Here is a 17,864-nt window from a genome sequence, read left to right as displayed (position 1 = left end):
TTCCGTGAACCCGGACTTGCGCCTCATCTCCCGCAGGCATGTCGACCTCTGTCGACAGGCCAGCGCGGTCTGTGCCGTCCACAACTGATCCGGACCGCCTCCGCCACGGCCCCGGCCGGGTGCCCTCAGCGCCTCGCTGACACCGCATCCGTGGAGCGATGTGTCCTTCCGGGCCGTTGCCCGGGTTTCCCGCACCGCGTTCGGGCCTGATCCGCGGACCCGGTTCCTTTTCCGTTCCCTGGTGGTTCCCGTAGCGGGCCGCTGCGCTGATTCCGTACGTCCAGAGCCGCGCGTCCTGCTCCTTCAATTCGTTCCGCAGCGACATCAATGCGCGAAGGCGCCTCTTCGCACCCTTCGCCTCACTCGTCCCTCACCGTCACAGGCAGGCTTCCGATGACCGAGCTGCACCCTTCCACGTCCACCGGACCCACCCGGCGCTCGACGTTGCGCGCCGCGGGCGGCGGCGCCCTGCTTCTCGGACTGGGGCTGGCGGGCTGCCGTTCGGCGGTCTCGGAGACCTCGTCCGAGCCGAGGGCCGGCGACGCCCCCAAGCGCGGCGGCGTTCTCAGCGTCGCCGTCAACAGCGACTTCACCCCCGGCCTGCTGTTCGCACAGAGCGGGCAGTCCTACCAGCACCGGCTGATCTTCAACACCCTGACCCGCTACGACGACCGGCTCAGCCCGAAGCCCGAGCTGGCCACCTCCTGGACGTACGCGAAGGACGGGCGCAGCATCACGCTCCGCCTGCGCGACGACGTCACCTTCCACAACGGCCGCCCGTTCACCGCTGACGACGTCATCTTCGCGGTGAAGAACCTCCAGAACCCGGTGCGCTCGGCCCAGTTGCGCAGCACGGCCGCCACGATCACCGGATTCGAGAAGCGCGGTGACCACGAGCTGGTCCTCGCACTGGCACATCCGGTGAACAACCTCTTCGACCTCTTCGAATTCATGATCATCACTGATCCGGAGTCGGTTGAGGACGCCGTCACCGGAAGGAGGCTCATCGGCACCGGTCCGTTCAGGCTCAAGAAGTGGAGTCCCGGCTCCGGTCTGAGCCTGAGGAGGCACGACGGCTACTGGCAGCCCGGCCGCCCCTACCTCGACGGGGTGGAACTGCGGGTCATACCCCAGGCCGACGCGCTGATCTCGTCCCTGCGCTCCGGCCAGTCCCAGCTGTCCTTCAACGTGCCGGGCAAGAGCCTGGGCACGGTCAAGAGTGACCCCCGGCTCACCATCACCGACTACGACACCGGCTCCGGTGCCGTCTACATCGGCGTCAACACCACCGTCGCGCCGCTCGACGACCGGACCGTCCGTCAGGCCATCGCCTGGGCCGTCGACCGTGAGCGCATCCTCGCGCAGGCCCTCGGGGGCTACGGTCTGGCCTCCGCCGCCCCCTGGCCCAAGTCCTCCCCCGCCTTCGCCGAGGCCCACCGCACCCACTACACCCACGACGCGGGCAAGGCCCGGGAACTACTGAAGTCCGCCGGACACAACAAGCTCGAACTTCCGCTCCTTCACATCGCGTTGCCCGGTGACACCGCCATCGCCGAAGCCCTCCAGTACGACCTGAAGCAGGTGGGAATCCACGTCACGCTCCAGCCCACCGACCCGGCCACCGCTCAGAAGAAGCTGATTTCCCAGGACATGCCTGCCCTGTGGACCATGGGACACGGCTTCTCCCAGGTGCAGCCCTCCACGCTCGCCGTGAGCGCCTATCCGTTCAACGAGGCGAAGAACACCTCCAAGTACCGCTCCGCCGGCTACACCGAGGTCGTGCAGGAGGCCTGGACGACGCCCGAGTCGAGCGCCGCGCAGGCCAACGCCCTGCACGAGAAGATCTCCGGCATCCTGCTCGACGAGGCGTTCATCATCGACCTCGTCGTCCGGGGGCAGGTCCAGGTCGCCGCGGACCGGCTGCACGGCGTCGTGCTGAACAAGTTCTCGTATCTGAACCTCGACAACGCATACCTGGTGTGACATGCGCGGCTACCTGCTCCGACGGCTGCCGTCCGCCGTCCTCGTCCTGCTCGGGGCCTCGTTCCTGATCTTCGCCATCCTGCGGCTCGTGCCCGGCGACCCCGCCACCTCGCTCGCCGGCCCCGACGCGGACGCGGTGACCGTCGCCGCGATCCGCGACCGGCTCGGCCTCGACGCGCCCCTGCTCTCCCAGTACGCGCACTGGCTCGGCTCCCTGCTGACGGGCGACCTCGGGCCCTCGTACGCGATCGGCGGCCAGGCCGCCGACCTGATCGGGGACGGACTCGGCGCCACCACGGAACTGACCCTGGCCGCCCTGCTGTTCGTGATCGTGCTCGGTACGGTCTTCGGCATACTCGGGGCCACCTCCCGCAAGCGCTGGGTCCGGACCTCGATCCGGGTGATCACGACCGCCGCGCTGGCCGTGCCGCCCTTCGTCAGCGGCGTGCTCCTGGTCCTGCTGTTCGCCGTCGTCCTGGGTGTGCTGCCACCGGGCGGCCGGGTCGCCTTCCTGGCCGCCCCCGACCTCGCGGCGCAGTACCTGCTGCTGCCCGCGCTCTGCCTGGCGCTGCCCAGCGCCGCCGTACTCGGCCGCTATCTCAAGGACGGGATCGAGCGCGCGCTGGCCGAGGACTACATCCGCACCGCCACCGCCGCCGGAGTGACACCGCGCCGGCTGCTGTGGCGGCACGCCCTGCCGAACGCCCTCCCGCCCGTCGTCACCCTGCTCGGCATGCAGACCGGGCATCTGCTCGGCGGCGCCGTACTCGTCGAGGCGATCTTCGCCTGGCCGGGACTGGGCCAGCTCGCCGAACAGGGCCTCACCCGCAGGGACTACCCGGTCGTCCAGGACCTCCTGCTGCTCCTGGTCGCCGTCTTCGTCCTCGTCCAGCTGCTCACGGACCTCGTGTACGCCTGGCTCGACCCCCGGATCAGGTGGGAGTAACCGCCATGACCTCGACCACCGGCCTCATCACCGGCCCGCCCCCGCCCACCACCGCCCGCACACCACGCCCGGCCCGCAACCGCCACCCCTACCGCGGTGCGCTGTCCACCGCACGCGGCCGCACCGGTCTCGTCCTGGTCGGCGCGGTGGTCCTCGCCGGCCTGCTCGCACCCCTCCTGGCCGGGCACGGGCCGACCGGGCAGAGCGGTCAGAGCCTCGCGGCCCCCGGCACGCCCGGGCATCCGCTCGGTACCGACGATCTCGGGCGGGACCTGCTCAGCCGGTTCCTGTACGGCATACGCGCCGACCTCGGCATCATCGCGCTCGCCGTCCCCGTCGGCGCGGCTCTCGGCTGCCTGTTCGCCCTCGTCGCCGCCACGCACCCGGTCGCCGACACCGTCGTCCAACGGATCTTCGATCTCCTTCTCGCCTTTCCTGGCCTGATTCTGGCGCTCGCCGTCACCGCGATCCTCGGCCCCGGCCGCCTCCCCGTCGTCCTCGTCATCGCGCTCGCCGAAATCCCGGTCTTCGGGCGGCTGCTGCGCGGCGGAATCCTCGTCCAGCGGGAACGCGAGTACGTCACCGCCGCGCGGGTCGGAGGCAGTTCGGGACCCCGGGTGCTGGTCCGGCACATCCTGCCCAACGCCGCCGATCCGCTGATCGTCCAGATCGCCGTATCGCTGACCGTCGCCGTGTTCATCGAGGGTGCCATGAGCTTCCTCGGCGTGGGCGTACGGCCGCCGGAGCCCACGCTCGGAGCCGTGCTGAGCCAGTCCATGCCCTATCTCTCCCAGGCCCCCCACTTCGCGGCGGGGCCCCTGATCACCGTGACAGCGCTCGTCCTCGGCCTGTCGCTCATCGCCGATGCGCTCAACAGGGAGATACGCCGATGACCGACCAGGAGCTGCTGCAGGTCCGTGACCTCGGCGTCGAGTTCACCGCCCCGGACGGCTCGGCCCTGCGCGCCGTGCGCGGGGTCTCGTTCGGCCTGCGCCGGGGCGAGACGCTGGCCGTCGTCGGGGAGTCCGGCTCCGGCAAGTCCACCACCGCCCTCGCCCTGACCCGGATGCTGCCGGGGACCGGCCGTATCACCTCCGGCTCGGTCCGCCTGGACGGGCAGGACCTGGCCGCCGCCACCGAGGAGGAGCTGCGCGCGGTGCGCGGCGCCCGCATCGGGATGATCTTCCAGGACCCTATGACGGCTCTGAACCCCGTCCTGACGGCCGGCCGGCACCTCGACGAGGTGCTCCGCGCCCACGGGAACCACGACCGGGCAGCGCGCCGGACACGTGTCGTCCAACTCCTCGACCGGGTCGGCATCCCCGACCCGCACCGTCGCGCGGACGACTATCCGCACCAGTTCTCCGGCGGCCAGCGCCAGCGCGTCCTCATCGCCATGGCCCTGGCGGGCGAGCCCGACATCCTGCTCGCCGACGAACCGACGACCGCGCTCGACGCCACGGTCCAGGACCAGATCCTCACCCTGCTCGCCGACCTCAACCGGGAGACCGGCACCGCCCTGGTCCTCATCACGCACAACATGGGCGTCGTCGCCCGTGCCTGCGAACGCGTCCTGGTCATGTACGGCGGTACGGTCGTCGAGGACGGGCCCACCGCCGAGGTGCTCGCCCGCCCACGCCACCCGTACACCGCCGGTCTGCTCGCGGCGGTGCCGCGGCTGTCCAGCCCGTCCGGCACGCGGCTCACCGGCATTCCCGGCAGCCCGCCCGACCTCACCCTGCTCGGGGACGGCTGCGCCTTCGCCGACCGCTGCGCACTCGTCGAGGACCGCTGCCGTACGGGAACACCACCGCTCACGCAGGTGGCGGAGGGCGTGCGGGCGGCCTGCCTGCCCGCCGCCGGGCGTACCGAACCGCTGCCGGCGCCCGCTCCGCCCGGCCGCGTCGAACGCCCCGCGCCCGGGGCCGTGGTCCTGGAGGCCGACGAGCTCCGCAAGACGTACAGGGGGCGCGGTGCCCGTGGCCGCGGCTTCACGGCCCTCGACGGGGTGTCCCTGACCCTCGCCGCCGGTGAGACCCTCGGGATCGTCGGGGAGTCCGGCTCGGGGAAGTCCACGCTGGCCCGGGTCCTGGCCCACGCCCATCCCGCGGACGGCGGCACGATGCGGCTGCGTGGCGAGGACGTCACCCGGCCCTCGCGCCGCGAACTGCACGCGGTGCGGCGTCAGGTGCAGATGGTGTTCCAGGACCCGTACGCCTCGCTCAACCCGCGGATGACGGTGGGCGAGATCGTCGCCGAACCGCTGATCGCGTTCGGTCTGGGCGACCGGGCCGAGCGGGAGGAGCGGGTGGCGGAGCTGCTGCGCCTGGCGGGTCTCGATCCGGCCGTCGCCGGCCGGCACCCGCGCTCCTTCTCCGGCGGACAGCGTCAGCGCATCGGCATCGCGCGGGCACTCGCCCCCCGCCCGTCCGTCCTCATCTGCGACGAGCCCGTCTCCGCGCTCGACGTGTCCGTCCAGGCACAGATCGTCGGGCTCCTCACGGACCTCCAGCGCGACCTCGGCCTCGCCCTGGTCTTCATCGCGCACGACCTCGCGGTGGTCCGGCAGGTCAGCCACCGTATCGCCGTGATGCACCGGGGGCGGATCGTGGAGAGCGGCAGCGCCGACGAGGTGTGCGAGCACCCCCGGGACCCTTACACCCGCGCCCTGCTGGCCGCCGCGCCCGAACCCGTGCCCCGGGCCGCCCGTCCGCCGCGCGCCGTGAAGACGGGGGTGCTCGCGTGAACGCGTGCTGCGCTCCCGGGCGCGCCTGTACGGGCGGGACGGGTACGGCACTGCTGCCCCTTCCGGCCGTGCGCCGCACCGCCGGACCGCCGGCCGTGACGCACCGGGCGATGGCCGAACTGCCGGGCGGCGTCTTCCGGATGGGCGACGCCTTCGGCGAGGGGTACCTCGCCGACCGGGAGGGGCCCGTGCGCGAGGTGACCGTGGCGCCGTTCGCCATCGACACGACCGCCGTCAGCAACTCCGACTGGGCGGCCTTCGCCGAAGCCACCGGCTACCGCACCGACGCCGAGCGCTACGGCAGTTCCTACGTGTTCCACCAGCTCGTCCACCCGGCGGCCGCACCCCACATCCTCGGGCGGGTCCCTGCTGCCCCCTGGTGGCTGGGGGTCGCGGGAGCGTCCTGGGAGGCACCCGAGGGTCCGGGCTCGGGGGTCGCGGACCGGGCCGGCCACCCGGTCGTCCATGTGTCGCACGACGACGCGCTGGCCTACTGCGACTGGGCAGGGGTCCGGCTGCCGACCGAAGCCGAATGGGAGTACGCGGCCCGTGGCGGGATGGACGGCGCCCGCTATCCGTGGGGCGACGACCTGGCCCCCGGCGGCCGCGAGATGTGCAACACCTGGCGGGGCCGGTTCCCGCACCGCTCGGACCGGCCGGGCGGCCGCACGGGCACGGTACCCGTCACCGCGTACGAACCCAACGGCTACGGCCTGTTCAACACGTCCGGGAACGTCTGGGAGTGGTGCTCCGATGCCTTCGGCCCCGGTGAGCGCGTCATCCGGGGCGGTTCATACCTGTGCCACGCCTCGTACTGCAACCGCTACCGGGTCGCCGCCCGCTCGCACAACACCCCGGACTCCTCGACCGGCCACGGCGGTTTCCGCTGCGCCCGCGATCTGACACCACTGCCCGCTCCGGAAGGACGTACCACCTCGTGAAGGCCGTCATGGTGATGTTCGACAGCCTCAACAGGCATCTGCTGCCGCCGTACGGGGCCGTCTGGACCCATGCCCCGAACTTCCGGCGGCTGGCCGACCGTACGGTCACCTACGACACCTGCTACGCGGGCTCGATGCCGTGCATGCCGGCCCGTCGCGAACTGCACACCGGGCGCCACAACTTCCTCCACCGGGGCTGGGGGCCGCTGGAGCCGTTCGACGACTCGATGCCCGAGATCCTGAAGCAGCACGGCTTCTACACCCACCTCGTCAGCGACCACCAGCACTACTGGGAGGACGGCGGCGCCACCTTTCACGGCCGCTACAACTCCTGGGAGTTCTTCCGGGGGCAGGAGGGCGACGCGTGGAAGGGCCAGGTCGCCGATCCGGAGGTCCCCGACGACCTGCGCGCCACCCGCAACGACCTGTGGCGGCAGGACTGGGTGAACCGGCAGTACCTGGACACCGAGGCGAAGCAGCCGCAGACCCTCACGTTCGACGCCGGGCTCGAGTTCCTGCGGACCAATCACGCCGAGGACAACTGGTTCGTCCAGATCGAGACGTTCGATCCGCACGAACCGTTCTTCACCCAGGACCACTACAAGGACCTCTACCCGCACGACTACGAAGGACCGCACTTCGACTGGCCCGACTACAACCGGGTCACCGAGACGAGGGACCAGGAGACGCACGTCCGGTACGAGTACGCGGCGCTGCTCTCGATGTGCGACCACTCACTGGGCCGGGTCCTCGACGCGATGGACGCGCACGGCCTGTGGGACGACACGATGCTCATCGTCTGCACGGACCACGGCTATCTGCTGGGCGAGAAGGGCTGGTGGGCGAAGGTCGTCCAGCCCTGGTACAACGAGCTGGTCCACACCCCGCTGTTCGTCCACGACCCGCGCCGCCCGGACAGGGCCGGCAGCCGGGACGACACGCTCGTCCAGACCATCGATCTCGCGCCGACCCTCCTCGACTTCTTCGGAGCCGAGCGCACCGCGGACATGCAGGGACGCCCGCTCGGGGAGGCCGAACCGGCCCGGGAGTCCGCCCTGTTCGGGATGTTCGGCGGCCATGTGAACGTCACCGATGGACGGTACGTCTACATGCGGTCCTGTCACGACGACCGCAACCAGCCGCTGTACGAGCACACCCTGATGCCGACCCGTATCCGGGGCCGGTTCACCCCCGCGGAACTCTCCGGCCTGACCTTGGCGGAACCGTTCGGCTTCACCAAGGGCGTACGCACCCTCAAGATCGCCGCCCATCCCTCCCCGCTGCTGGGACCGCAGCGGTTCGGCACTCTCCTCTTCGACCTGGAGACCGACCCGCGGCAGGAGAAGCCGCTCGTCGACGACGCCGTCGAACTGCGGATGATCAGACTCCTGGTGGAGCGGCTGCGGGCGAGTGAGGCACCCGTGGACCAGTACGAGCGGCTCGGTCTGCCCTCCGATCCGGACGAGGTGGGCGAGGCCCATCTGCTGGCCGCGGCCCAGCGCGAAGCCGGCGAGGCGGCCCGTGAACCGGCTCCGCGTTCGGACGAGTTCGCCGAGGGCGCACTGAACCTCCGTACCCCGTTGGCGCTCCTGCTGGCCGAACCCGCCGCCACCGAGGCGATCCGCCGGATCGTGCCGGGGCTCCTCGACACGGAGCTTCTGACCGTCCGCGGCGGCGGCACTCTCCTCCAGATCGCGGGCTTCGCCGGGCACCCGGGGCGGGCGCAGCTCACCGCCCTCGCCGACGAACTCGCCCGCCTCTTCCCTCTTCCCCGGACCGACGACGGAGACCCACGCCGATGACCACCAACGCCCGACGCGATCCGTACGACGGCTTCCCGGGCCGGATCGGCCGCACCTTCGCCGAGTCCGAGCCGGCCTGGGCTGGGCGCACCGCCCCGCCGCACAAGGCCCCGAACATCGTCGTCGTCCTCGTCGACGACATGGGCTACAGCGACATCGGCCCGTTCGGCTCCGAGATCCCCACCCCCACCCTCGCGTCACTGGCCGAGGAGGGAGTGCGGCTCAGCAACTACCACACCATGCCGCTGTGTTCACCAGCCCGTGCGGCGCTGCTCACCGGCCTCAACCCGCACCGCGTGGGCTACGCCATGGTCGCCAACTCCGACCCGGGCTTCCCCGGTTACGGCATGGAGATCGCCGACGACATCCCCACCCTCGCCGAACTGCTCCACGACTCGGGCTATGCCACGTACGCGGTCGGCAAGTGGCACCTGGTCCGCGACTCCGCCTCCAACGCGGCCGACGACCGGGACAACTGGCCGCTGCGCAAGGGCTTCGACCAGTACTACGGCGTGCTGGAGGGACTGACCAGCCTCTTCCACCCGCACCAGCTGGTGCGTGACAACAGCCCGCTGGACATCGATGAGTTCCCCGACGACTACTACTACACCGACGACCTCACCGACCAGGCGATCTCCATGGTGAAGTCGCTGCGCGCCCACGACCCGGACAAGCCGTTCTTCCTCTACCTCGCACACAACGCCGTGCACGGCCCCCTCCAGGCCAAGGAGGCGGACATCGCCCGCCACCGGGGCCGCTACGACGAGGGCTGGGACGTGCTGCGCGAGCGGCGCTTCGCCGCCCAGCTCGCCGACGGGCTGTTCCCGCCCGGTACCGAACTCCCCCCGCGCAACAGCGAGGCCGGACTCGATGTCCCGGCCTGGGCGGACCTCACCGAGGAGCAGCGGAAGCTCTACGCCCGGTACATGGAGGTATACGCGGCGCTCGTCGACAACATCGACCAGAACCTGGGCAGGCTCACCGAGACGCTCGAAGCCCTCGGGGAGCTCGACAACACCATCATCGTCTTCACCTCCGACAACGGCGGCACGGGCGAGGGCGGCGCGGAGGGCACCCGCTCGTACTTCAGCCGCTTCGTCCACCACCCCGCGCTCCCCGGCGACTGGACCCCGGACGTCGACCGCGACCCCGGTCTCATCGGCGGCCCGCGCAGCCTGGTCCACTACCCGCGCGGCTGGGGCATGGCCTCCAACACGCCGTTCCGCCTCTACAAGGGGCACACCTACGCCGGCGGCGTCCGCGTTCCCTTCCTCCTCTCCTGGCCGAAGGGGACCCGCGAGGGGCGGCTCACGCCCGGACTGCGGACGCAGTACCAGTACGTCACCGACATCACCCCCACCCTGTTGCGGCTGGCCGGTATCGAACGGCCGGCCGAGCGGCGCGGCACCGTGCTCCAGGAGCTGGACGGGGCCGATTTCACGCCCGTGCTCGCCGACGCGGAACACCACTCCACCCACACCGAGCAGTACTGCGAGATGACCGGCAACCGCAGCTACTACCGGGACGGGCACAAGCTCGTCACCCTCCACCGGCCCGGCGCGCCCTACGACGACTCCGAGTGGGCGCTGTACGACGTCCGGGCCGACCCGACCGAGATCCGCGACCTCGCCACCGAACAGCCGCGCCTGGTCGCGGAGTTGTCGGCGGCCTGGGAGGAGGCTGCCTGGCGCAACGGGGTCTTCCCGCTGCCCGACGGCAGCGGCGCGCTCGCCCGCCGCAATCCGGCCGAGCGGCGGCTGGCACGCCCGCTGACCCTGCTGCCCGGCACCCCGGAACTGGAGCGCTACCGCTCCTCCCGGTTGATCTCACTGCGCTCCTTCGAGATCTCCGTCGTCCTCGACGAGGCGGGAGAGGGGGTCCTGGTCTCCCACGGCGACCAGGGCGGCGGCTACAGCCTGTACGTGGAGGACGGCCGGCTCCACTTCGCCTACAACGAGTACGGCGTGCTCCACGAGACGGACGCCGGGCCACTGGCGCGGGGAGAACACGTCGTCGTACTCACCGCCACGGCCGAGCAGGGGCTGCGGTGGGCGTTCACGGTGAGCGTCGACGGTGAGGCCCGGGCCTCCCCTCCGAGCGTGCACCAGCTCATCGGGATGGCCCCGTTCCAGGGCATCAGCGTCGGGGTCGACCGCAAGTCACCGGTCTCCTGGCCGCTGTACGAGCGGCACCGCTCGTTCCGGCACCGCGGCCGGCTGAGGTCGGTGACCTATCTCCCGGGGGAGCCGGGACCGGACTCCCCGGAGGCGGTGGCTGCCGCGCTCAGGGAGGCGGCGGCCGCGTTCGAGTGAGGGAGGTGGGGTGGGGTTGTCGGGTTGGAAGTGCTGGGGCCCCGCCCGGCAGTTCTGTGGCATCGGGCCGTCCTCCCGGACTCCTCGGAGTCACGGGAGGATGGAGTCCACGTACCCGCCGTCCACCCGGACCGCGCCCCCTGTGGTGGCGGACGCGAAGGTGGAACTGAGGTAGACGACCATGTTGGCGATCTCCTCGGGCTCGATCAGCCGCTGGATCAGCGACTGAGGACGGTGCTCGCGCATGAACGCGCGTTGAGCCTCTTCCCAGGGCAGCTCCCGGTCCACCAGCTCGTAGACGAAATCTTCGACGCCTCCGGTGTGCGTGGGACCCGCGATCACCGAGTTGACCGTGACTCCCGTTCCCGCCGATTGCTTCGCGAATCCGCGGGAGACCGCGAGCAGCGCCGTTTTCGACATCCCGTAGTGGATCATCTCGGCGGGGATGACGACGGCGGAGTCACTGGCGATGTTCTGGATACGCCCCCAGCCGCGTTCCGTCATGCCCGGCAGGTAGCTGCGGATCATGCGGACCGCGGACAGTACGTTGACGTCGAAGTACCGTCGCCACTCGTCATCGCTGATGTCGAGCGCATCCTTGGCACCGAAGATGCCGAGGTTGTTGATGAGGATGTCCGCTTGCGGCAGGGCGTCGACCACCCGCCCGGCGCCTTCGTCCGTGGAGATGTCGCCCGGCGCCGCCAGGAACTCCGCGCCGGGGAGCTGCTCGCTCAGCCGCGCCACGGCCTCGCCGACGGACCCCTCCGTACGGCCGTTGACGGCGACGCGCGCCCCGGCCCGGGCGAGCCCCGTCGCGATGGCTGCTCCGATGCCCTGGGTCGATCCGGTGACCAGGGCGGTTTTCCCGGTGAGGTCGATCAGCACCGTGACGGTCCTTCCTGCGAAGCGCGGGGGTGAGGAGGTGCGGCTGTCCGGCACGTCGCGCCGGATACGGCGAACACGGGCCGGGGGCAGCATCTTCGCAATTTCCGCGCCGACACTGTTGGACGCCGGATGCCGAGGGTGTCGGTGCCCCGGGAGGAGGGAGACGGCGGCGGGTACTCGGCGTGGCACCACGCCGCCGTCAGACCGGCCCCCTCGGGGGCCGGGCCGCCGTCGGCGCCCTCCGCGCCGGCGACGGGGTCCGGAGAGCCCTCAGGCAGGCAGGCTCCACTTCTGGTTGGCGCCGGTGTGGCAGGTCCACAGGTGCAGTTTGGTGCCGTCGGCCGAGGAGACACCCGACGCGTCGAGACACTTGCCCGACTGCGGGTTCTTCAGCGTCCCGTCGGCCTGCGGCACCCACCTCTGAGCACCGCTGCCGTTGCACGTCCACAACTGCACCTTGGTGCCATCAGCCGTACCACCCCCGCTGATGTCCATGCACTTCCCCAGGGCACGCAACGTGTCGTCACCGGGAACCGACCACTTCTGCGCGGCCACACCCGCACACCCCCACAACTGGATCTGCGTACCGTCGGCGGACGCGCCCCCGGCCACATCCACACACTTGCCGCCGATCCCCCTGATCTCACCGACGGGTGTGCCCGTACCGCCGCCCAGTTCCTTGATGCGGACGTTGCGGAAGGAGACATCGTCGCCGGTGCCGTGGTTCTGGAGGCCGATGTGCCCCTGCTGGAGGCTGCGGGCGGGGTCGGTGTTGGTGAAGTCGTTGATCCTGCGCCCGTTGAGGAACAGTTGCAGGCGCTCCCCTTCGACCCGCAGTTCGTAGGTGTTCCACTCCCCCGGCGGGTTCAGGGCCGCGTCGCGCACGGCCAGGTCGGCGGACGCGAAGCCGTAGACCGCACCGGTCGTACGGTCGGCGGCGTCGGTCGCGTCGATCTGGATCTCGTACCCGTTGTTCACGGCCGACCAGGGGTCGTCGGAGGCGGGGAAGCCGATGAAGACCCCGGAGTTGTCGTCGCCGGCCATCCGCCAGTCCAGTTTGAGGGAGTACGCCTTGTACTCCCGCGCCTGGTACCAGTACAGGCCGAGACCGCCCTGGCTGGTGAGCGTGGCGTCGGTGTTGGTGAAGGAGCCCGGCCCGGCCTGCTTCCAGCCGGCGGTGCTGCCCGTGTTCCCGAAGAGGGTGGTGTATCCGGTCTCGGGGCGGCAGTCCGCCTCGGTCGTTCCGGCCGCCCACCGGATGCCGCCGAGCAGATGACGGCGGAATCCGGTCTCGGTGTACGAGCCCTCGGTGTGACCGCCGCCGGTGTAGAAGGCGCGGCCGCCCCGGTAGTCCTTGCACCAGGCGATGGGGTGGTCACCCGCCATGGTGCCGCCGCTGTAGCTGCTCTCGTCGAGCGAGGCGAGCACATGGGCGTCGGCGCGGGGGTTGGTGCGGTAGTTGTACCACTCGTCGGTGCGCTGCCAGGCGGTCGGCAGATGAGCGGTGGCGTCGTGGGCCCGGTCCTCGACCTTGACCGTGGCCTGCTGGATCTGGGGGTGCGAGTGGAACAGCGCGCCGGCGAGTCCCCCGTACCAGGCCCAGTCGTACTCGGTGTCCGCCGCCGCGTGGATGCCGACGTACCCGCCGCCGTTCTGGATGTAGCCCTCGAAGGCGGTCTGCTGGGTGGCGTCGAGGACGTCGCCCGTGGTGGAGAGGAAGACGACGGCCTCGTAGGGCGCGAGGCCCGCGGGGGTGAAGGCGGCCGCGTCCTCGGTGGCGGTCACGGTGAAGTTGTGGGCGGCGCCCAGCTCGCGCAGGGCGGTCACCCCCTCGTCGATGGAGGAGTGCCGGAAGCCTGCCGTCTTCGAGAAGACGAGGATGTCGTAGGCGGGGTCCGCGGCCTCCGCGACCGCGCGCGACGCGGACTCCGGCTCGGCGGCGGACGACGCGGTGGCGGGGAGCGCGGCGGCGCAGAGGAGGCCGCCGACGGTCCAGGTCAGGGCTCTGCTGAGCCTGGTGGCGCGAGCAGTGGTCATGGCAGGGTCCACTTCTGGTTGGCGCCGGTGTGGCAGGTCCACAGATGGAGTTTGGTGCCGTCGGCCGAGGAGACACCCGACGCGTCGAGACACTTGCCCGACTGCGGGTTCTTCAGCGTCCCGTCGGCCTGCGGCACCCACCTCTGAGCACCGCTGCCGTTGCACGTCCACAACTGCACCTTGGTGCCATCAGCCGTACCACCCCCGCTGATGTCCATGCACTTCCCCAGGGCACGCAACGTGTCGTCACCGGGAACCGTCCACCTCTGCGCGGCCACACCCGCACACCCCCACAACTGGATCTGCGTACCGTCGGCGGACGCGCCCCCGGCCACATCCACACACTTCCCGTCGATCCCCCTGATCTCACCGGTCCGTGTGGCGGCACCGGATGTCGTGAAGGAGAACTCGTCGACGTCGAACAGTGACCCGGTCCCGCCCTTGAACACCAGGTGCAGGGTGGTGGTGGCCGAGGGACGGCTGGTCAGATCGGCGCTCACGTCCTGGAACGTCTCCCAGCCGCCGGTGACGGGGACGGGCGTCGAGCCGAGCAGGGTGCCGGTCGGGGAGCCTGCCCGTACTTCCAGGGTGCCGCCCACGCCGGCGGAGGAGATCCGGGCGGTCAGCTTGGTGGCGTTGTCGAGCAGGTACGGCTTGAAGGAGATCCAGTCGCCGTTCTCGATGTGCCCGACGGTCTTGCCGCCGTGGGCCGCCGTATGGTCGACGACCTGTACACCGCTCGACCCGCCGTAGTGCTCGGCCTGGCGGTGGCTCGGCTGGCTGATGTGCTGGTCGTGGGTGGTCAGCGCGGGCTGGCCGTTCGCGCCGTTGTCGGTGTACTCCGCGTCCCAGACCCCGAAGATGTTGGCGTTGGGGTCGTGCTCGCCGTCCGCGATGGTCTGTACGGTGCCGGAGCAGCCGGTCGCGGAGGTCTGCGGGTGACCGTGGCTGTCGTGGCCGACGACGAAGGTGACCTTGACCTTCGCACAGTCGATCGCACCGTCCTCGGGGTCGGTCACCGTGACCTTGAAGGGCACCGCGGCCCCGGGGTCGATGATCCGGCCGTCGGCGGGCAGATCCAGTCTGACGGTCGGCGCGGTGTTGCCGACGGTGATGGTCACCGACGCCGTGCCCGACTTGCCCGTGCCGTCGGAGACGGTGACTTCGGCGGTGTAGCGGCCGTTGGCCGTGTAGGTGTGCGACGGGTTGGCGGCGGTCGAGGTGGAGCCGTCGCCGAACTTCCAGGCGTAGCCGAGCGGATCGCCGTCGGGGTCGGAGCTGCCGGCCGAGGAGAACTGCACGGCGAGAGGGGCTTTGCCGGACGTGCGGTCGGCGGCGGCCTGGGCGAGGGGGGCACGGCCCCCGGTGACGGCCTCGATGCGGTAGAGCGCGCTGTTGGCGTCACCGCTGAAGTAGCCGGTGCCGTAGTCCAGGACGTAGAGGGCGCCGTCGGGGCCGAACGCCATGTCCATCACCTGGGTGCCCTGCCAGGGAAAGGCGTTGATGGACTGCACCGCACCGTCGGTGCCCTGCGCGATCCGTTTGATCCACTTGCGGCCGAACTCGCCCGCGAAGAAGTTCCCGTCGTAGCTCTGGGGGAACTTCACGGTCGAGGTGGACGAGGCGCTGTAGCGGTAGACGGGGCCGCCCATGGGCGATTCGGAACCACTGCCGAACTCGGGCACGGACCCGCCGTCGTAGGGTATCCAGGCCGGCTGGGCCGGCGGCAGATCGGTGAGGCCGGTGTTGCGGGGCGAGGTGTTCTTCGGTGCGGCGCAGTTGAAGGCGGCACCGGATGCCTTGGTGGCGAAGTCGTAGTCGATGTAGGCGTCGTTCTTGCCGGTGCAGTAGGGCCAGCCGTAGTTCCCGGCTTTGGTGATCCGGTTGAACTCCACCTGCCCCGCGGGGCCGCGCGTGGCGCTCGCGGTGCCCGCGTCGGGGCCGTAGTCGCCGAGGTAGACGATGCCGGTGGGCTTGTCGACGCTCATCCGGTAGGGGTTACGGAAGCCCATGGCGTAGATCTCGGGGCGGGTCTTCGCGGTGCCGGGGGCGAACAGGTTTCCCGAGGGTATGGAGTAGCCGCCGTCCGCGTCGACCTTGATCCGCAGTACCTTGCCGCGCAGGTCGTTGGTGTTGGCGGAGGACCGCTGGGCGTCGTACGCGGGGTTGCGGTTCGGACGCTCGTCGATGGGCGTGTAGTTGTCGGAGGCGAACGGGTTGGTGTCGTCGCCGGTGGAGAGGTACAGGTTTCCCGCCGCGTCGAAGTCGATGTCGCCGCCGACGTGGCAGCACAGGCCGCGACTCGCGGGGACGTCGAGGACCTTCTTCTCGGTGGCGGTGTCCAGGGTGCCGTCGGTCCTGAGGACGAACCGGGACAGCCGGTTCACTCCGTCGTACGGGGTGAAGTCGGCCGCCGTTCCCTCGGCGGGGGCGTCGCCGCCGGGGGTGGTGAGCTTGGGCGCGTAGTAGAGGTAGACGAAGCGGTTGGAGCTGAAGCCGGGATCGACCGCGATGCCCTGCAACCCCTCCTCGTCATGGCTGTAGACGTCCAGCTTGCCGGAGACCTTGGTCGTGCCCGCCGCGTCGGTGAGGCGCAGGGTGCCGTCGCGCGAGGTGTGCAGGACGGACCGGTCGGGCAGGACCGCGAGCGTCATCGGTTCGCCGGTCTCGGCCACTCCCTTGGCGAGGGTGACCTGCTGGAACTCCTCGGCGGCCGCGGCCGCGGCCGGTCTCTGCTGTGCGGTGAGGGCGCCCGCGGCGGCGAGCAGGGTGCAGGTGAGCGCCGCGAGGGGCCGGGTGATTCTCCTGTGCACGCGCATCCTCCGTATGAGTACGGGGTGGGGGGTCTGGCACAGGCGCGCGCCGTCGCGCCGGTGGACGTCACGCCCCGGGGAGGAGGGACGGGGCGGTCGGTCCGTGTTGTCCGGTACAGGTCAGGAAGGTAATGGCTTTTCCATCCGACAGAAAGCCCTTTGACACGAGAGACGTCAACTTTCTCCAGTGATCGGACAAAGCCGCCCCGCCGGACCCCCAGGCCCCGCCGGACACCAGGGACTCTTCTCCGTCCGACCGCAGCACGGCTCGTGACGTCGAGTCAGGTGTGCCGCTCACGCGACGGGGTTCGCGGTGCGGCGGGCCGAGAGCCCGCAGGACGGCCAGGCACCTTCAGGACGACTCGCGGACCACCAGCTCGGTGGGCAACAGGACGCACCGCCGGGGCATCCCGGGAGTGGCGATCTCTTCGAGCAGTATCTGAGCGATCGTGCTGCCGATCTGCTCGACCGGCTGGCGGACGCTGGTGAGAGGGGGGTTGGTGTGCCGCGCGATCAGCGAATCGTCGAAGCCGACCACCGCGATGTCGTCCGGCACCCGCTTCCCCCGGGCGCGGAGCTCCAGCAGCACGCCTGCCGCCATCACGTCCGATGCCACGAACACCGCGTCCAGGTCCGGGACCCGGGCCAGCAGTTCGCCCATGGCCCGCCGGCCGCCCTCCTCGGTGAAGTCGGCCACCGCCACGAGTTCTTCGCCCGATGGGCGCCCCGCCCCGGTCAGCGCCTCGCGCCATCCCTGGAGGCGGACGCGGCCGACCTCCATGTCGAGCGGCCCGGTGATCGTCGCGATCCGTTCCCGGCCTCGATCGATCAAGTGCCGGACTGCCGCCCCCGCCCCTCCGAGATTGTCGGAGTGCGCGTGGCTGAGCGGTTCGGCGTCGGATCGCCGGCCCGCCAGCACGGTGGGCAGGCCGAGGGCCTCCAGCAGATCCGGCAGCGGATCGTCCCGGTGGACCGAGACCAGGAGCACTCCGTCGACCCGGCGGGCGGTCACGGTCTCGGTCAGATGGTCGAGCTCACTCTTGTCCCTGACCAGCACGAGTTGCAACTGCGTCTGGGTCGCGGCCAGTCCGGTGCTCACCCCCCGGATCACGGCGGAGAAGTACGGCTCCGCGCCGAGCCGGCTCTCCGACTCCGGGATCACCAGGGCGATCGAGTTGGTCCGGCGGGTGACCAGCCCACGCGCCACCGAACTGGGCACGAAGTTGAGATCGGCGATGGCCGCTTCGACGGCTGCCCTCGCCTTGTCGCTCACCAGGGGCGAGCCGTTGAGGACCCGGGACACCGTCGTACGCCCCACCCCCGCCCGTGCGGCGACGGTCTTGATGGTCGGCGGCCGACCGGTGCTCATGTGCCCCTCCCGCTGCCCCGCGCCACCGGC

General features: G+C 70.9%; 12 protein-coding genes. 8 read left to right on the top strand and 4 right to left on the bottom strand.

The features are described 5' to 3' along the window. Window positions 1-4: 4 nt before the first annotated feature. The 8 genes from AC07FA_RS17160 to AC07FA_RS17125 all read left to right on the top strand — a co-directional run bounded on the left by AC07FA_RS17160 (window position 5) and on the right by AC07FA_RS17125 (window position 10,730). The gene (locus AC07FA_RS17160; RefSeq protein ID WP_479076597.1) at window positions 5-88 is read left to right on the top strand and encodes a putative leader peptide; all 84 of its coding nucleotides are present in this window, start codon (window positions 5-7) and stop codon (window positions 86-88) included. Window positions 89-393: 305 nt separating this feature from the next. Beyond that, window positions 394-1,983, top strand: a complete 1,590-nt coding sequence (locus AC07FA_RS17155; protein WP_479076323.1) for an ABC transporter substrate-binding protein — start codon at window positions 394-396, stop codon at window positions 1,981-1,983. A 1-nt stretch (window position 1,984) separates the two neighbouring features. Further along, window positions 1,985-2,929, top strand: a complete 945-nt coding sequence (locus tag AC07FA_RS17150; protein WP_479076321.1) for an ABC transporter permease — start codon at window positions 1,985-1,987, stop codon at window positions 2,927-2,929. Between the two features lie 5 nt (window positions 2,930-2,934). Further along, window positions 2,935-3,822: an ABC transporter permease gene (locus AC07FA_RS17145; RefSeq protein ID WP_479076319.1), complete on the top strand. Its 888-nt coding sequence runs from the start codon at window positions 2,935-2,937 to the stop codon at window positions 3,820-3,822. Next, window positions 3,819-5,675 (top strand): ABC transporter ATP-binding protein, encoded by a 1,857-nt coding sequence (locus tag AC07FA_RS17140; protein ID WP_479076318.1) that lies wholly within the window; start codon window positions 3,819-3,821, stop codon window positions 5,673-5,675. The genes AC07FA_RS17145 and AC07FA_RS17140 overlap by 4 nt, the downstream gene beginning before the upstream one ends. 110 nt (window positions 5,676-5,785) lie before the next feature. Beyond that, window positions 5,786-6,616, top strand: a complete 831-nt coding sequence (locus AC07FA_RS17135) for a formylglycine-generating enzyme family protein (RefSeq protein ID WP_479076595.1) — start codon at window positions 5,786-5,788, stop codon at window positions 6,614-6,616. Then, window positions 6,613-8,418 carry a sulfatase family protein gene (locus tag AC07FA_RS17130; protein ID WP_479076316.1) on the top strand — a complete coding sequence of 602 codons (1,806 nt, stop codon included), beginning with the start codon at window positions 6,613-6,615 and terminating at the stop codon, window positions 8,416-8,418. The genes AC07FA_RS17135 and AC07FA_RS17130 overlap by 4 nt, the downstream gene beginning before the upstream one ends. Then, entirely contained in the window at window positions 8,415-10,730 is a 2,316-nt protein-coding gene (locus AC07FA_RS17125; RefSeq protein ID WP_479076314.1) for a sulfatase-like hydrolase/transferase, read from the top strand. Before AC07FA_RS17130 ends, AC07FA_RS17125 begins: the two co-directional genes overlap by 4 nt. A gap of 90 nt (window positions 10,731-10,820) precedes the next feature. Here AC07FA_RS17125 and AC07FA_RS17120 read toward each other — a convergent pair whose 3' ends face one another. The 4 genes from AC07FA_RS17120 to AC07FA_RS17105 all read right to left on the bottom strand — a co-directional run bounded on the left by AC07FA_RS17120 (window position 10,821) and on the right by AC07FA_RS17105 (window position 17,834). After that, the gene (locus AC07FA_RS17120; RefSeq protein WP_479076312.1) at window positions 10,821-11,615 is read right to left on the bottom strand and encodes an SDR family NAD(P)-dependent oxidoreductase; all 795 of its coding nucleotides are present in this window, start codon (window positions 11,613-11,615) and stop codon (window positions 10,821-10,823) included. 270 nt (window positions 11,616-11,885) lie between these two features. Further along, complete coding sequence (locus AC07FA_RS17115; RefSeq protein WP_479076310.1) at window positions 11,886-13,652, bottom strand: ThuA domain-containing protein; 1,767 nt, start codon at window positions 13,650-13,652, stop codon at window positions 11,886-11,888. Then, entirely contained in the window at window positions 13,649-16,465 is a 2,817-nt protein-coding gene (locus tag AC07FA_RS17110) for a PQQ-dependent sugar dehydrogenase (RefSeq protein ID WP_479076309.1), read from the bottom strand. The genes AC07FA_RS17115 and AC07FA_RS17110 overlap by 4 nt, the downstream gene beginning before the upstream one ends. Window positions 16,466-16,817: 352 nt before the next feature. Next, on the bottom strand, window positions 16,818-17,834 hold the full coding sequence (locus AC07FA_RS17105) for a LacI family DNA-binding transcriptional regulator (protein WP_479076307.1): 1,017 nt from the start codon (window positions 17,832-17,834) through the stop codon (window positions 16,818-16,820). Window positions 17,835-17,864 lie beyond the last annotated feature (30 nt).

The sequence above is a fragment of the Streptomyces sp. NPDC045968 genome (genome assembly GCF_056430475.1).
Note: the sequence above shows the minus strand (reverse complement) of the source record. Positions and strands in the feature narration are given on the sequence as shown.

Excerpts from the sequence above, each read along its gene's own strand:
- AC07FA_RS17145 (WP_479076319.1), top strand. The coding sequence starts at position 2,935 with ATGACCTCGACCACCGGCCTCATCACCGGCCCGCCCCCGCCCACCACC.
- AC07FA_RS17155 (WP_479076323.1), top strand. The coding sequence starts at position 394 with ATGACCGAGCTGCACCCTTCCACGTCCACCGGACCCACCCGGCGCTCG.
- AC07FA_RS17135 (WP_479076595.1), top strand. The coding sequence starts at position 5,786 with ATGGCCGAACTGCCGGGCGGCGTCTTCCGGATGGGCGACGCCTTCGGC.
- AC07FA_RS17150 (WP_479076321.1), top strand. The coding sequence starts at position 1,985 with ATGCGCGGCTACCTGCTCCGACGGCTGCCGTCCGCCGTCCTCGTCCTG.
- AC07FA_RS17105 (WP_479076307.1), bottom strand. The coding sequence starts at position 17,834 with ATGAGCACCGGTCGGCCGCCGACCATCAAGACCGTCGCCGCACGGGCG.
- AC07FA_RS17140 (WP_479076318.1), top strand. The coding sequence starts at position 3,819 with ATGACCGACCAGGAGCTGCTGCAGGTCCGTGACCTCGGCGTCGAGTTC.
- AC07FA_RS17125 (WP_479076314.1), top strand. The coding sequence starts at position 8,415 with ATGACCACCAACGCCCGACGCGATCCGTACGACGGCTTCCCGGGCCGG.
- AC07FA_RS17115 (WP_479076310.1), bottom strand. The coding sequence starts at position 13,652 with ATGACCACTGCTCGCGCCACCAGGCTCAGCAGAGCCCTGACCTGGACC.